Below are 15332 nucleotides of genomic sequence, written 5' to 3'. Positions count from 1 at the left end.
CCGTGGCGACCTGGCGGGGAATCGTCGAGGCGCACGTTCAGACGTGGCGCCCTTACACGCTGCTCTACCCCGGCGCCGTCGGATGGGCGGGCGCGTCAGTGGTGGGCGGCGCACCAGGGGCAGGGCACCTCGTCGCGGCGGTGGTGATCCCGGTGCTGGTCTGGCTGGGCGGCCACTACCTGGGTGACTGGCTCGACCGCCACCTGGACGCGATCGACAAGCCGCAGCGGCCCATACCGTCGGGGCGGCTCAGTCCGCGCACCGCGCTGATCTCGGCGGTGGTGTGCGAGGTGTGCGCGGCGGTGGTGGCGGTGGCCGTGGGCTGGCGGCTGCTGGTGCTCCTGGTGGTCGGTGTCGTCGGGATCGTCGTCTACAGCCGCGTGTGCAAGGGGCGCGGCATCTCCGGCAACCTGGTGCGCGGTGCGCTGACCTCGCTGGCCGTGCTCGCGGGTGCCACCTGCGTGCCCGGCGGCCACCTGTGGACGGCGGTGCCGTTCGCGGTCGTGTTCCTGCTGCACGACGCCGCGTCCAACCTGGTCGGCGCGGTACGCGACGTGGAGGGCGACGAGGCGGGCGGGTACCGGTCCGTGCCGGTGCTCCGAGGTGTCGCCCACGGCGCGCGTCTGGCGCAGTCCCTCTACGGCCTGGCGCTGGCCGCGGCCGTGGCGTCCGTGCTGGTGCCGTTGCCGGACCACACCTCCTACCTGGCGCTGTTGGTGGTGGCCACCGCGATCGGCGCGTGGGTGTTCGGGGGGCTGCTGACCCAGGGGGACGGCATCACCCGCGAGTCGGCGTTGCGCGCCCACGAGGTCCTGGTGGTCGAACGGCTCGTGCTGGCGTGCGCGGTGGCCGCGGCCGGTGTGGGCGTGTCACTCGCGGTGGCGGTGCTGGTGCCGATCGTCGCGTTCAGCGTGATCACCCAGAACACCATGCGGACCAGGTACGAGATCCCCCCGTCCGGACTTCGGAAGGTGATCGCCCCATGACGCGCGTGTCCTCCTGTGCGGGCCGTCCCGACCGGGAACGGGGTGGTGCGTGAGCACCGACGTGGACGTGGTGGTGTGCGGGGCCGGGGTCGCCGGGCTCGCGGCGGCGCACGCGCTGGGCGGACTCGGCCTTCGCGTGCTGGTGCTGGACAAGCAGCGCGAGATCAGGTCCGTGCCGAAGGGCGAGCTGCTGCAACCCGGCGCGACGGGGGTGCTCGCGGAGTGGGGGGTCGCCGACGCGCTGGACACCGACGGCGCGCTGCGCCTGTCGGGCTTGGTGGCGCGAGACCCGCACGGCGCGGTGTTGATGACCATGGACTACGGGGCGCTGCCCACCGAGCGGCCGTGGCTGCTCGTGCACGACTACCACGTGATCCTGGGTGCGCTGATCCGCACCCTGCCGGTCTCGGTCGAGTTGCGGCGCGGGGTGCTGGTGCGGGAGCTCGTGCGCGACGAACGCGGTCGCACGACGGGTGTGCGCACCGACGGCGGAGACCTGACGGCAGCGCTGGTCGTGGCGGCCGACGGGGTGTCCTCGCGGTTGCGCCGCGGCGCGGGGATCGAGGTCGCGCGCGTCGACTACGCGCACCGGCTGGCGGCGTTCGAGTTGACCGACCAGGCGTTCGGCGACCACGTGTCCACCTACGCGACCCCGCGGGGCCTGGCGATGAGGTACTCGCTCCCCGGTGACCGGGCACGGCTGTACGTGCAGGTCGGACCCGACGAGCTGCGGGGTGTGGGCGCGGGTGGGGCGGGTGGGTGGATCGACGGTCTGGTGCGCGACGTCCCGGCGTTCGCCCCGCTGCGCGAGGACGTCGCACGGGCGTGGTCGACGCGGCAGGTGCTGCCGGTGGGCCGGGCGCTGGCCACGTCGCTGACCGCCGACGGGCTCGTCCTGATCGGGGAGAGCGCGCACGCCGTGCACCCGGCGGCGGGTCAGGGCATGAACAGCTCGATCCTGGACGCGGCGGGCCTCGCCGCGCGGTTGCGCGCGCTCGACGGCGACCTGTCACCGGACCTGCTGGCACCGCCGCTGCGCGAGTGGAGCACCGAGCGCAGGCAAGCGCTGGCGCACGTCGGGACGACCAGCCACAACGCCACCCGCATGATCAGCGACCTGTCGCCGCTCGTCCGGGTGCTGGGCCGCCGCGCACTGCGCAAGACCGGCGGCAACCAGCGGCTGCGGTACACGATCATGCACAACATGGCGGGCCTGGGACAGCACTCGCTGAGCCCGCTGGACCGGCTGCACCAACTCGGCGTGCTGCCCGACCCGAGGGGCGGTCGGCTGCCGGGTTGGGCGCGGTCGCGGTGACCGCGCACCGGTCTCGGGGATCCGCGCCGCGGGTCGCGTGCCCGTCCGCTCCGGGGGAGCCGCCCGGCAGGCGGCGGCCGACCGCGTTCGCGCCCCCGCGGACGCCTTCACCCGGTCTTGCCGAGCACGTGATCGCGGAGGGCCCGGACGGGTGGAGTCGCCCGGCCGGGCACACCCGTGGGGCTCCCGGCTCAGAGCCTGCACTCCACGACGAGCAGGCCGCTGTCCCAGCGGCGGGCGGTGGCGGTGGCGAACCCGGCGCGCTCGGCGAGGGCCGTGAAGTCGTCCTCCGTGCGCTCCCGGCCGCCGAGCAGGGCGAGCGACTGGAGGTCGAACGACGAGTTGTTCTTGGCGTGCTCCGGTCCGGCCAGCACCTCCACGACCAGCACCCGACCGGTGCCGACGGCCTCGGCGGCGCGGGTCATGATCCGCAGCGCGTCCTCGTCGTCCCAGTCGGTGATGACCCGCGAGATCACGTAGGTGTCGTAGCCGGTGGGCAGCGGGTCGAAGAAGCTGCCGGGCACGAACGTGGCCCGGTCGGACAGCCCGGCCTCCTCCAGCGCGGTGGTGGCGTCCGGTTCGACCGGAGGCAGGTCGAGAACGGCGCCGGTCAGGTGCTGGTTGCCCTTCAACACCTCGGCCAGCAGCGCGCCCACGCCACCGCCGACGTCCAGCACCCGCCTGCTGGACGCCCAGTCGCACTCGGTGGCCAGGACCGGACCGGTCTGCCAGGCGTGGACGGCCATGACCTCGCCGAAGAAGATCCGCAGCTCCTCGTCGGCGCCGTAGTCGTCCCAGAACGGGACGCCGTGCACCGCGCCGTAGGCGGACTCGCCCGTGCGCACCGAGTGCGCCATGCCCGCGAAGGCGAGGTCCATCCTCGCTCCCGGCCCCTCGCTGTCGAGCCACCGCCGCGCCGCGCGGTGGTCCTCGCCGAGGAGCACGCGCGACACGTCGGTCAACGCGTAGGTGCCGGGCCCCGGCTCGGCCAGGAACCCGATGGAGGCGAGGTGGTGCAGCAGCCTGCGCAACGCGTCGGGGTCGGCTCCCGCGGCGGTGGCGAGGTCGGCGAGCCCGGTGGTACCGCTGTCGATCAGCTCGGGCAGGTGCAGGGTGACGGCCACCCGGACCGCGAACGGCGTCGCGAGGTCGATCATCTTCGCCAACTCGTCCTGTGCGGTCATTCCGATGGATTCCCCTCGGTAGCGCGAGAAACAATTTGTCCACGAAGATCCTGACATCGTTCGACGAGTGTGGTCAAGAGTGGCTCGAAGCGTTCCTCTATTCGTGTCGACCGTATCGCACAATGCGTGTGCGGAATTCCGCCATGCGCGTGAGGAGAAAGGTGTACGACATGCCATTGCAGGTTCGCCCGATTTCCGGTTCGCTCGGAGCCGAGGTGTACGGCGTCGATCTGGGGTCAGTCGACGACGAGCAGTTCAAGGAGGTCCATGACCTGCTCATGCGCCATCTGGTGCTCGTCTTCCCGGACGCGGGCGGCCTGACCCCGCAGGCCCACGAGGCGTTCGGCAGCCGGTTCGGGGAACTGGAGGTGCACCCCTTCCTGCCCAAGCTGGCAGGGCACGAGAAAATCGTCGTGCTGGACTCCGACCAGGGCGCGCGTGCCGATGTGTGGCACACCGATGTGACATTCTCCCAAAGTCCGCCCATCGCTTCGGTCCTGCAACTCACGCTGACGCCGGAATCAGGCGGTGACACGATGTGGAGCAATCAGTACCTCGCCTACGAGGCACTGTCGGAACCGATGCGGGAATTGCTGGAGGGGACCACGGCAGCGCACCTGTTCGTCCACCCGAACGGCACGTTCCGCAGTGAGGCGGAGCACCCGGTGGTCCGGACGCACCCGGTGACCGGCCGCAAGAGCCTCTACGTGAACCGCATGTTCACCCGTCGCGTCCTCCAACTCGCCAAGGGCGAGAGCGACGCGCTGCTGGAGCACCTGTTCGCGGTGTCGGAGAGCCCACAGCGCACCTGCCGCTACCGCTGGGTGGAGGGTGCGGTGGCCCTGTGGGACAACAGGGCCACCCAGCACTACGCGGTGAACGACTACGCGGGGCGCCGCGTGGGGCGGCGCGTGACCGTGATGGGTGACGAGCCGCGCGGGGCGGAGCCGCGCTGGGGCAAGTTCCAGGAGGCGGGGATGTCGGCGACGACGGTGAAGGAGTGACACGGGGCGGGGCCGCGGAGGAGTACCCGCTGCCAGGCCCGGCGACCGGCCGCAGAACGTCGAGACGACAGGTTCGTCGCGGCGGACCGTGGCCGGTCACGGGGGAGGCGCGTCGTCGGGTAGGACCGGATCAGTGGTGTGCCCGCCCGATCGGGAAGGCACGTGGGCCGAGCACGACCGGGAACGTGCGTGGGGCGTGCACGTGGACGCTGCGGCGGAACGTCAGGTCGGCGGGGTCGGCTGCCACGCGCAGCCGCGGGAAGCGGGTGAACAGGGCGGACAGGCCCACCTCACCCTCCAGGCGGACCAGGGCCGCGCCCAGGCAGCGGTGGATGCCGTGGCCGAAGGCCAGGTGACCCGCGGTGTCGCGGTCCGGGTCGAACCTCGCAGGCGCCGGGAACTGTGCCGGGTCACGGTTGGCACCGCCTGTGGACAGCATCACCGACGCTCCCCTGGGGATCGGGACCCCGCCGATCTCCAGGTCCTCGGTGGCGAAGCGCAGCGAGGCGTTGATCGCGGGCGAGAGCCAGCGCAGCAGCTCCTCGATCAGGGACGGGGCCGACGAAGGCGAGGCCAGGCGGTCCAGTCCGGTCGGGTCGGCCAGCAGGGCGCGGACGCTGTTGGTGATGAACACGGCGGTCGTCTCGTGGCCCGCCATGAGCAGCAGCATGGCCATCGCCACGATCTCCAGGTCGGAGAGCCGGTCGCCCTCGTCCGATGCCGTGATCAGCGCGGACAGCAGCGCCTGGTCGGGGTTCGCGCGCTTGGCCGCGACCAGGCCCTCCAGGTAGTCGGCCATCTGGGTGGAGGCGAGGACCAGTTCCGGTTCGGGGCACTCGTCGATGAGGACGGTCGACAGCCGGGCGAACTCCTCGCGGTCGATCTCGGGAACGCCGAGCAGTTCGCAGATCACCACCATCGGCAGGATGATCGCGTACCGGGCGACGAGGTCGACCGGCTCGTCCTCGGGCAACGCGTCGAGCAGTTCGGCGGCGACGGCCTCGACCCGTGGGCGCAGTTCGGCGATCCGGCGGGCGGTGAACGCCTGGACGACCAGGTTCCGCAGTCGGGTGTGCTCCGGTGGGTCGAGGGAGGTCAGCATGTGCGACATCGGAGCGGGCAGTCCCGGAGGCGCCGAGGCCCGTTCGTCCTCGGGCAGGCTCGACCGCCAGTCCTTGGCGAGCCGTGCGTCGGTGAGCCCGGCACGCACGTCGGCGTAGCGGGTGACCAGCCAGGTCGGCCCCGTCTCGAACACGACCTCGCGGACAGGGCTGCTCTCCCGCGTCCTGGCGAGGGTCTCGTGCGGGTCGCGCCAGTAGTCCTCGGTGAAGGAGCCTTCGTCCGTCGCACGGGTCATCGGGGTTCTCCGCTTCCTGGAGCGTCCTGGTGGGAGTGCCTGGTCACGACGTCGAGCGCCGGATCGCCGTCCGGTAGCGGCCGAGTGCGCGCAGCGCCATCCCGTTGGCGAACGCGGGGTTGGTGTACCGGCTCACGAAGCGCACGTACTCGTGCACGTTCTCCGCGGGCCACCCGCCGCCGGGCTGGTGCCTGCGCTCCAGCAACCAGTCCACGCCGGAGCGCACGGTGGCCGGGTCGGCGCCCGCGGCCACCAGGGCCGACACCGCCCATCCGGTCTCCTCGACCGTGCCCGGAGCACCGGCCCCGTCGCCCCACGACCCGTCGGGCAGCCGGGTGGCCTCCAGCCACGCCACCGCCTTGCGGGCGGGCTCGTCACCGGCGCGTCCGACCCTGGAGAAGGTCTCCAGCACGGCCGCGGTGGCCATGGTGTGGTGCCGATACCACACCGACTCGAAGGTGCCCTCCGGGCTCTGGACCTTGGCGAGCCAGCCCAGCGCACGACGCACCCGGCGATCGTCGGCCGGGACGCCCGCGTCGAGCAGGGCGTCGACGGCCTGCACCGTCGTCATCGGGCAGGGCCCGCTGTTGGCCACCCTGGTGTTGCGCACGCAGAGCCCCCACGACCCGCGGGTGTCCTGCACGCGGGTGAGCCAGTCGACGCCCCGTTCGACCGCGTTCGCCTGCTCGTCCCCCGGCAGCCTGCACAGCACGGAAAGGATCTCCCCCGTCTCCAGCGTCGAGGGCCAGCCCTCGGTGCCCGCCCACCCCCAGTAGCCCGGTGGACATCCGAACGCGAGGAACGGGCGGTGCTGCTGGAGGCGCACGAATAACCGGACCGAGGCGGTCAGCCGCGGGTCGTCGGCGTAACCCGCCTCGGCGAGACCGCGTGCGGCGTACATCGTCCAGGCCGCGTCGAGCGGGCCGGTCTCCCACGAGCCGTCAGCCGCCATGGACCGGTGGAACCACCCCACGGCGGCGGCGACCATGTCCGGTGCCAGGCCGGCACGGGCCAGCCCGGTGCAGACCAGTCCGGTGACCCACGCGTTCTCGCACCAGGCCCCGGTCGAGCCCTCGTGCTCGTAGACCTGCCGGATCACCTTCAGCGCGTTCGGCTCCGCCCAGCGGGCCAGCACCCGCTGCACCCTGGTGAGCGGCTTGTGCCTGGCCTGGGCGAGACCGAGCGCCGAAGCCATCGGCAGGCGCAGGTCGAACAGCTTGCGGTACAGGCTCGGCACCAGCGCCAGTTCCAGCGGGAAGCGGCGCATGTCCTCCTGCGCGAGCCAGCCCGCGAAGCCGTAGTACTGGCGGCACCAGGAGACGACCTCGGGATGGGGGATCGCGTCCAGGCCACCGTGGTCGTCCATCCAGCGCTGCCCGGCGGCCACCCGTGTCGCGCTGCTCTCCGGGTCGACGAGGTGGAGGACGGCGGAGGCGACCGCCGTCGGCCCCGCCTCGCTCGACAGGCCGGGGACCATCGCCCAGCCACCGTCGTCGTTCTGGGTGCGCCCGAGCCACCCGGCGCCCGCGGCGATCAGGTCGGCGCTGCCGGCGGGGTCGGCGAAGTGCAGCGCGGACACCGCGCCGACCGTGCCCAGGGTCGAGGTCAGGCTGTCTTCGCCGTAGTCGAACACGCCGTCGGGTCGCTGGGCCCGGAACAGGGCTTCGGCCCCCTCGGTGATCGCGTTCCCCAGCACGTCGGTGAAGGGATCGGGATTGATGTGCACCGAAGTCATGCGCGTTCCTCTCACCCGGCAGGAGGACCGGGAACTGATCACGGGTGGAGATCGCGGACCGGGCGCGGCACCCCCGACAACCGGTCGGGGTGCCCCGATCACCCGTCGTTCGTCCCGGCCGACACCGTCCGCGATCCCGTGCGGGGCTCGGTGGCGAACCGACCCGCCGCCCGCAGGACGGCGTCGTTGGCCTCGGGGGTACCTGTGCTGACCCTGACCCCGGCGCCGTTCGCCAGCACGCGGACCGCGATGCCCGCGGCGGCCAGGTGCGCGACGAACCGCTGGTTGCGCGCACCGAGTCGCAGCCACAGGAAGTTGCCGCCGCTGGGAAGCACGTCGAGGCCCAGGTCCAGCAGCCCCGACCGGACGCGGTCGCGCTCGGCGGCCACCCGTTCGCACTGCTCCCGCATCTCGGGCTCGGCCTTGAGCGCGGCCAGGGCCGCGGTCTGGGCGACGGTCGGGACCCGGTAGAACGGCGTGGTGAGGCGCAGCGGCGCGACGACCTCCACCGCCCCCACCAGGTACCCCACGCGCAGGCCCAGCAGTCCGTGGGACTTGGAGAACGTCCGGACGACCGCCACCCGGTCGTCGGTCCTGGCCAGTTCGACGGCGTCGGCGATCACCTCCGGGTCGGCGAACTCCCGGTAGGCCTCGTCGACGAGCACGAGCACGTGCGGCGGCAGGGCGTCGAGCAGGTCGCGGAGCCGGGCGGCGTCGAGGACCTCGCCGGTGGGGTTGTTCGGGTTGCACAGCAGGACGATCCTGGTGTCCGGGGTGACGGCGGCGACCACGGCGTTCAGGTCCTGCCGGTCGTCGGGGCCGGACACGGAGACGGGCTCGGCCAGGGCGTTGCGGATCAGCAGGGGGTACATCTCGAACGACGGCCAGGTGTGGACGACCGTCGAGCCCGCCCCGGCGTGCGCCGTGAGGAACTGCTGGAGCAGTGCCCCTGACCCGGCTCCGGCCACCACCCGCTCCACGTCGAGGTCCAAGCGCCCGGCCAGCTCCGACGTGAGGCCGTCGGCCAGCGCGTCAAGGGTGAGGTGGACGTGGTCCAACGAACTCGCCAATGCCTCGTGCACACCCGGCAAGGGCGGCGAGTGGTTCTCGTTGAGGGATAGCTGATGGACGATCCGGGTCACGTGACCAGCCTTTCCCGGTGAGGCGAACCGCATTCGGTCAGACTTTGCGCCGATCAAATCGAGGAAAACGTTAACGATTACGCGCTGATCACGTCAAGGTCTCCGTCTCAACCAGGAAATCGTTCCCCCTTAACCGGACGGTAACCGATATTCACCATTTCAGCGGTTGACCGACATCGGATTACCTCTGGAAGATTCCCGGCTGGTGGCCTGCCGCCATCCCCTTTGCGTCAACCGTGACCGCGAGTCCCACCTCTTCCAAGCGCCCGCGAAGGAGAAACGGAATGAGCGTCGACGCCCCCACGACCGGACCGACCGGGACCACTCGGTTCGGCAGGCTGGCCGCCGCGCTGCTGACGTCGCAGTTCGGGGTGTACATCGCGATCATCACCCCTCTGCAACTGCTGCTGACGCTGCGCCTGACCGACCTGACCGACGACACCGGGGCGGCGACGGACGCGTTCGGTCTGGCCACCGGTCTCGGCGCGGTCGTCGTGCTGGTGTTCACCCCGGTCGCGGGTCGGATCAGCGACCGCACGACGTTCGCGCTGGGCCGCAGGCGAACGTGGATCCTCTTCGGGGCGCTCGCCGGCGCGGCCGTGGTGGTCGTCCTCGGTGAGACGTCGGCGGTGTGGGAGGTGGTCCTGCTGTGGTGCGTGGCCAAGGCCCTGTTCAGCTTCCAGCAGTCCGCCACGGTGGCCGTGCTCGCCGACCAGGTGCCCCCGCGGCGGCGTGGCCTGGCCTCCGGGCTCCTCGGCCTGGTCATCCCGCTCGCGCCGCTGCTGGGACTGGCGGTCGTCACCGCGCTGCCCGCCGGATCGGCTCTCCAGTGGCAGGTCGTCGCCGCCATCGCCGCCGTCGCGGGCGTGGTGTCGGTGCTGCTGATCCGCGAGGGCAGGCCCGAACCGCGCACGAACGAGCGCGGCGGGATCCGCTCGGCGCTGCGGACGTTCCTGCTCGATCCGCGCCGGTACCCCGCTTTCGGCTGGGCGTGGCTGGTGCGGTTCCTCATCACCGCCACCTACGCCGCGGGCAGCTACGTCTCGCTGTACCTGATCCAGCGGTTCGGGGTGAGTCGGGCCGACGTCGGCGGGCTCGTGCTGGTGTGGTCGATGATCCTCGTGCCCACCGCGATCCTCGCGAGCCTCGGTGCGGGGCACCTGTCCGACGTGGTGCGAAGGCAGAAGCCGTTCGTGGTGGTGTCGGCGTTCATCGGCGTGGCGGCGATGGCGCTGCTGGCGTTCGCGCCGTCGCTCGCGGTCGTGTTCGTGGCGGCGGGCGTCATGGGCCTCGGGATGGGCATGTTCCTCGCCGTGGACCTGGCGATGTGCGTGCGAGTGCTGCCGGACGGTGCGAACGCGGGCAAGGACCTCGGCATCGTCAACATCGCGAACATGTTGCCGCAGTCGCTCGTCCCGCTGTCCGCGCCGCTGCTGCTCGGCCTCGGTGGGTACACCGCGTTCTTCGGTTTCCTCGCGCTACTGGGGATCGCGGGCGCGCTGGCCGTGCGGCGGGTGCCGGAGATCGGTCAGGAAGGCGGGGCACCGGGCGTCGCACCCCTCCGACGGGAGTAGACCCGACATCGTCCCCCTCGGACCAGGTGCGCGTCGCGTGGCCTGATCACGTCGTGTCGATCGTGATCGCCTTGTGCGACGGAGCGGTGCCTCAGCCCGTCTCGCCCCGACGCGGCTCGCCGCGCAGCGCGTTGAGGCCGCCGCGCGCGTCTTCGAGGACGATCTGCTCCGCCTCCACCGAGTCGCCCGCGCGCAGGGCGTGGACCAGCGCGCGGTGGCTGGCGTAGCGGTCGAGGCCGAACTCCTTGTCGACGGCGACCCGTTCCAGCAGGCGCGTGCGGCGTTCCGACGGGGAGAACACCCTGGTCTGCTCCAGCAGCCGGACCAGGACCGAGTTGGCGGCGCACGCGTTCACGCCCTCGTTGAACCGCTGCATGGTGTCGAGCAGCGTGTCCAGGTGCTTGTCGATCGGCTTGCCGTCGTCGTACCGCTTGCGGATGACGATGTGCAGGTCGTCGGCCTCGTCGAGGATCGCGTCGAGCCGGTCGAGCTGGTCCGGGGTGGCGTGCCGGGCGGCGAACCGCGCGACCAGGCCGCGCAGGCCGATCTCGACCTCGGCGAGGTCCTGGCGCGCGGTGTCGCCGATCGTGGCGACGACGACCGTGCGCGGGCCGGTGCGTTCGATGAGCCCGTCCTGCTCCAGCCGCCGGATGGCCTCGCGCACCGGGGTGGGGCTGACCGACAGGCGTTCGGCCAGACCGCGTTCGGTGATCTTCTCGCCGGGGCGCAGCTCGCCGGAGCCGATGGCGTCCCGGACCGCCCGGTACGAGCGGTCGGCCAGCGTGTCGGTGGTCAGCGTGCTCAAGGTGTCGCGGGACATGCCACCACGATAGTGCACGTGCGATTGGTTAAGTCTTAAGAAACTTTTGACAACCTTGCTATAGCATCTTACGGTGTGCCGCACGCCACTCCTGACTCATCCGACTCCAGCGAAGGACCACGAATGACGTCGGTAACCACCCCCGTGGACCGTGCGGCCGCACGCGGGATCACGTTCTTCTGCGCCTTGGCGGTGTTCGCCCAGGAGTCGATGTGGACCTTCTACGACGCGCAGGTCCCGCCGCTGCTGCGCGAGCACGTCGGCAGCGCCGCGGTCGTGGGCCTGCTGATGGGCATGGACAACCTGCTCGGCATCTTCATCCAGCCGTGGATGGGCAACCGGTCCGACAACACCCGGACCAGGTGGGGGCGCCGGATGCCCTACATCGCCGTGGTCATGCCCCTCTCGGCACTGCTCTTCCTGCTCATCCCGCTCTCCTGGTCGTTCGCGTCGCTGGTCGTCGTGATGTTCCTCTTCGCGTTGGTGGGCAACAGCTTCAAGCCCGTCGTCGAATCGCTGATGCCGGACTTCGTCGAGCCCGAACGCCGCAGCCGCGGCAACGCGGCGGTCAAGATCGCCTCCGGCCTCACCACCATCACGACGGCGGTCATCAGCGTCCTGCTGGTCGACGACCACCCGACGCTCGCGTTCGTCGTCCCGTCCGGGATCGCGTTCCTCGTCGTGGCCGTGCTGGTGTGGAGGGTGCGCGACAACCGGTCCAGGGCGTACCAGGCCGCGCTCGTCGAGGACGCCGCCGACGTCGAGCACGCCGCGAAGAACCCCGAGGCCGCCGTGGTCACCGGGGTGCGCATGCGCCAGGTCGTGGTGGGCATCTTCCGCGACGTCGACCGCAGCCAGTTGCTCCTGCTGGTCTCCGTGCTGCTCTTCGGCGGGGCTTACGCGGCGTCGCGGTCGCTCATGACGCCGTACGCCATGGAGGCCGTCGGCCTGTCCCGCGGTGACGCCGGCGGGCTCACGCTGCCCGCGGGCGTGGCGTTCCTGGTCGTCGCCTACCCCGCCGCGCTGCTGGCGGAACGGATCGGCCGCCTGCGCACGATGGCGATCGGCATGGCGATCTTCGCCGCCGCGATGGTCCTGGGCACCGTCGTGCAGACCTCGACCGCGACCATGGTCGCGCTGGGCCTGGCCGGGGTCGGCGCCGCCGGGTTCATCATCAACGCCGCCGTGGTGCTGTGGAACCTCGCGCCCTCGATGCGCGTGATCGGCACCTACACCGGCCTGTACACGGTGACCTGGCAGTTGGGAGGGCTGGTCGGCCCCACCGTCGTCGGCGGCATGGTCGACGTCACCGGCTGGCGGTTCATGCTGCTCGACGCGGGGCTGCTGGCCGCGTTCGCGGTGGTCGCCGTGCTGCGGATCCAGGTACTGGCGCGCCGCCGGACCTCGGGCGTCGGAAGGGTGCTGTGAAAGGCATGTCCCTGGTCCTGATCACCACCGACCACCTGCGTCCCGGCGACGAGGTCGACGCGCTGCTCACCGCGGCCGGGCACCGGACCCGCCACCTCCGGCGAACGGGCGTGCGGGTCGTCGACGACCTCGTGGAAGCGCTGGACGGCGTCGAGGGCGCGGTCATCGGCAACGAGCCGATGACCGCCGACGTCCTGGGCAAGGCGACCTCGTTGCGCGCCGTCGTCCGCTCCGGCGTCGGCTACGACTCGGTCGACGTCGAGGCCGCCACCCGCCTGGGCATCTCGGTCAGCAACCTGCCCGGCGTGAACGCCAACGCCGTCGCCGAGTACACCCTCGGCCTGCTGCTCGGCGCCGCCCGCCGCCTGGTGCCCGTCGCGGTCGGCGTCGCGGAGGGCCGCTGGCCGCGCGAGGGCGGTCGTGAACTGCGCGGCGCGACCCTCGGCCTGGTCGGCTACGGCGCGTCGGCGCGCGGGGTGCTGCCGCTCGCCCGCGCGTTCGGGATGACGGTGCTGTGCACCACGAGCGTTCCCGACGAGCACCCCGACGTGCGGTTCGTCGACCTCGACACGCTGCTGCGCGAGTCCGACTACGTCTCCCTGCACACCGCGCTGACCCCGCGCACGAGGCACCTCATCGACGCGGACGCGTTCGCGCTGATGAAGCCGACCGCCGTGCTGGTCAACACCGCGCGCGGCCCGCTCGTGGACGAGGCGGCGCTGGTGCGGGCCGTGGCGTCCGGGCGGATCGCGGGGGCCCAGCTCGACGTCGTGGACGTCGAACCGCTGCCCGCCGAGAGCCCGCTGCGCGGTGTCGACGGCATCACCGTCTACTCGCACCTGGCCGGCCAGACCGTCGAAGCCCGGCTGGCCGCCGGGGTCGGCGCCGCCCACGAGGTCATCGCCGCGCTGGATGGAAAGCCGCGGTCCTCGGTCAACGCCCACCTGATCGGCCGGTAGGCCACCCCGATCGGGGCAGGGCCACTGGTGATCGTGTTATGCTATAGCAAAAGTCAAAAGCAACTCATCAAGGGTTCAGGGGAGTGCGGATGAGCAAGCCGGACGAGGTAGTCGACGAAGTGCGGATCCTGGTGCCCTCGGGGATGCTGGGCGCCGGGTTCGACGTGGCCGCCGTCGAACGCGGCCTCGCACTGGGCGCCGACGTCATCGCCGTCGACGGCGGCTCCACCGACTCGGGCCCGTACTACCTGGGCTCGGGGAAGCCGAAGACGGCCGCCGCCGCGGTGTCCCGCGACCTGCGGATCCTGCTCGGCGCCGCCGCGACGGCCCGCATCCCGCTGATCGTCGGCTCCTGCGGCACGAGCGGGACGGACTCGGGCGTCGACTGGGTCGCGAAGATGGTCGACGACATCATCGCCGAGGACGGCCTCGACCTCGCGGTCGCGACGATCCACGCGGAGCAGACGGCCGCGAGCCTCGTGGAACACCTCGACGCGGGCCGCGTGCACCCGTTGGCGCCCATGGGGGAGCTGCGCGCCGAGACGTTGGAGAGCTGCACCCACATCGTCGCGATGATGGGCCACGAACCCATCGTCGCCGCGCTCCAGGGCGGGGCGGACGTCGTCCTCGCCGGCCGCGCGACCGACACCGCCGTCGCCGCGGCGTACCCGTTGATGATGGGCATGCCCGCCGGACCTACCTGGCACGCCTCGAAGATCGTCGAGTGCGGCGGGCAGTGCACGACGAACCCCCGCTCCGGCAGCGTGTTCGCCACGATCGACCGGACCGGCTTCGTCATCGAATCGCTCGACGAGTCCGTCTCCTGCACCCCGCACTCCGTCGCGGCGCACATGCTCTACGAGACGGCGAACCCGTTCCGGATGCGCGAACCGGCGGGCACGCTCGACGTCACCGACGCCGTCTACACCGCGCTGGACGACCGGAGGGTCCGCGTCGAGGGGTCGCGGTTCGAGATCGCCGACCAGCACACCGTGAAGCTCGAAGGCTCGCGGATCACCGGCTACGAGACCATGTCCTTCACCGCTATCCGCGATCCGCTGATCCTCAAGGACATCGAGGGCTGGGCCGAGTTCCTGCGGCAGGTCCTCACCGGCCGGGTGACCCAGACGCTCGGCCTCGAGCCGGCCGACTACGCGTTCGACATCCGGCTCTACGGCCACAACGCCGTCCTCGGTCACCTCGACCCGGCGACCACGCCCGCGCGCGAGGTCGGCGTGATGCTGCTCGTCCAGGCCGCCGACCAGGAGACCGCGACGGCCATCGCGAAGGTCGCCAACCCGCTGATGCTGCACCTGCCCGCGGTGGACATGGCCTACCTGCCCAGCCTGGCGTTCGCCACGTCCCCCGCGGAGACCGAGCGCGGCGCGGCCTACGAGTTCGTCCTGAACCACGTGGTCGACACCGACACCCCCACCAGCATGTTCCGCACCAGCATCCGAAAGGCCGCCGCCCATGTCTGACACCGCCCGTCCGACCCTCGGCGACCTGGCGCTGGAGGTCCGGTCGAAGAACGCGGGCCCGTTCTGGGTCACCGTCGAGCTGTTCATGCGCGACGACGCGGGGTACGCGATCGTCGCCGACGAGGAGTTCCTCAACGAGTCCGTCGTCGCGCGGCTCTACGACGTCCCCGCCGACGGCGTGCAGATCTTCCGCATCCCCTCGCTGCACGTCGTGAAGATCTCCTACCCCCGGCCGATCAGCCAGGGCAGCCTGCTCGACCGCGACATCCACGCGGGCCAGCACCACGTCCCGCTCGCGGTGCTCGTTCCCTGACCGTCGTGGTGGTGTTCCCGCGCCGGGAACACCA

General features: G+C 71.7%; 13 protein-coding genes. 8 read left to right on the top strand and 5 right to left on the bottom strand.

What is annotated here, in order from left to right; all coding sequences use genetic code 11:
• Positions 1 to 2 precede the first annotated feature (2 nt).
• Together NZH93_RS34500 and NZH93_RS34495 are read left to right on the top strand one after the other, a co-directional pair.
• Positions 3 to 986, top strand: coding sequence for a UbiA family prenyltransferase (locus NZH93_RS34500; protein WP_259627476.1), 984 nt, complete (start codon positions 3 to 5; stop codon positions 984 to 986).
• Positions 987 to 1035: 49 nt separating this feature from the next.
• Entirely contained in the window at positions 1036 to 2301 is a 1266-nt protein-coding gene (locus NZH93_RS34495; RefSeq protein ID WP_259627475.1) for an FAD-dependent oxidoreductase, read from the top strand.
• 191 nt (positions 2302 to 2492) lie between these two features.
• On the opposite strand, the gene NZH93_RS34490 is transcribed toward NZH93_RS34495, so the two are convergent.
• Positions 2493 to 3485 (bottom strand): methyltransferase, encoded by a 993-nt coding sequence (locus NZH93_RS34490; protein ID WP_259627474.1) that lies wholly within the window; start codon positions 3483 to 3485, stop codon positions 2493 to 2495.
• Between the two features lie 35 nt (positions 3486 to 3520).
• Between NZH93_RS34490 and NZH93_RS34485 the strand changes: the two genes are divergently transcribed.
• Entirely contained in the window at positions 3521 to 4489 is a 969-nt protein-coding gene (locus NZH93_RS34485; protein WP_259627473.1) for a TauD/TfdA dioxygenase family protein, read from the top strand.
• A gap of 130 nt (positions 4490 to 4619) precedes the next feature.
• On the opposite strand, the gene NZH93_RS34480 is transcribed toward NZH93_RS34485, so the two are convergent.
• The 3 genes from NZH93_RS34480 to NZH93_RS34470 all read right to left on the bottom strand — a co-directional run bounded on the left by NZH93_RS34480 (position 4620) and on the right by NZH93_RS34470 (position 8723).
• Positions 4620 to 5846: a cytochrome P450 family protein gene (locus tag NZH93_RS34480; protein WP_259627472.1), complete on the bottom strand. Its 1227-nt coding sequence runs from the start codon at positions 5844 to 5846 to the stop codon at positions 4620 to 4622.
• Positions 5847 to 5889: 43 nt separating this feature from the next.
• On the bottom strand, positions 5890 to 7581 hold the full coding sequence (locus tag NZH93_RS34475; protein ID WP_259627471.1) for a prenyltransferase/squalene oxidase repeat-containing protein: 1692 nt from the start codon (positions 7579 to 7581) through the stop codon (positions 5890 to 5892).
• Positions 7582 to 7679: 98 nt separating this feature from the next.
• Positions 7680 to 8723, bottom strand: a complete 1044-nt coding sequence (locus tag NZH93_RS34470) for an aminotransferase class I/II-fold pyridoxal phosphate-dependent enzyme (protein WP_259627470.1) — start codon at positions 8721 to 8723, stop codon at positions 7680 to 7682.
• Positions 8724 to 9007: 284 nt separating this feature from the next.
• On the opposite strand from NZH93_RS34470, the gene NZH93_RS34465 reads away from it, so the two are divergent.
• Positions 9008 to 10297, top strand: coding sequence for an MFS transporter (locus tag NZH93_RS34465; RefSeq protein WP_259627469.1), 1290 nt, complete (start codon positions 9008 to 9010; stop codon positions 10295 to 10297).
• 91 nt (positions 10298 to 10388) lie between these two features.
• Here NZH93_RS34465 and NZH93_RS34460 read toward each other — a convergent pair whose 3' ends face one another.
• Positions 10389 to 11117 carry a GntR family transcriptional regulator gene (locus NZH93_RS34460; protein WP_259627468.1) on the bottom strand — a complete coding sequence of 243 codons (729 nt, stop codon included), beginning with the start codon at positions 11115 to 11117 and terminating at the stop codon, positions 10389 to 10391.
• Positions 11118 to 11240: 123 nt separating this feature from the next.
• Here NZH93_RS34460 and NZH93_RS34455 point away from each other — a divergent pair, with 123 nt between their 5' ends.
• The 4 genes from NZH93_RS34455 (at position 11241) to NZH93_RS34440 (ending at position 15298) form a co-directional block, all read left to right on the top strand.
• Positions 11241 to 12545 carry an MFS transporter gene (locus NZH93_RS34455; RefSeq protein WP_259627467.1) on the top strand — a complete coding sequence of 435 codons (1305 nt, stop codon included), beginning with the start codon at positions 11241 to 11243 and terminating at the stop codon, positions 12543 to 12545.
• A 5-nt stretch (positions 12546 to 12550) separates the two neighbouring features.
• Positions 12551 to 13504 (top strand): phosphoglycerate dehydrogenase, encoded by a 954-nt coding sequence (locus tag NZH93_RS34450; RefSeq protein ID WP_259627466.1) that lies wholly within the window; start codon positions 12551 to 12553, stop codon positions 13502 to 13504.
• An 89-nt stretch (positions 13505 to 13593) separates the two neighbouring features.
• The gene (locus NZH93_RS34445; protein WP_259627465.1) at positions 13594 to 14985 is read left to right on the top strand and encodes an acyclic terpene utilization AtuA family protein; all 1392 of its coding nucleotides are present in this window, start codon (positions 13594 to 13596) and stop codon (positions 14983 to 14985) included.
• Positions 14978 to 15298 carry a DUF4387 domain-containing protein gene (locus tag NZH93_RS34440; RefSeq protein ID WP_259627464.1) on the top strand — a complete coding sequence of 107 codons (321 nt, stop codon included), beginning with the start codon at positions 14978 to 14980 and terminating at the stop codon, positions 15296 to 15298. Before NZH93_RS34445 ends, NZH93_RS34440 begins: the two co-directional genes overlap by 8 nt.
• Positions 15299 to 15332: the final 34 nt, after the last annotated feature.

Origin of the sequence: Umezawaea endophytica (assembly GCF_025061645.1) — a bacterium.
GTDB classification, from domain to species: domain Bacteria; phylum Actinomycetota; class Actinomycetes; order Mycobacteriales; family Pseudonocardiaceae; genus Umezawaea; species Umezawaea endophytica.
Note: the sequence above shows the minus strand (reverse complement) of the source record. Positions and strands in the feature narration are given on the sequence as shown.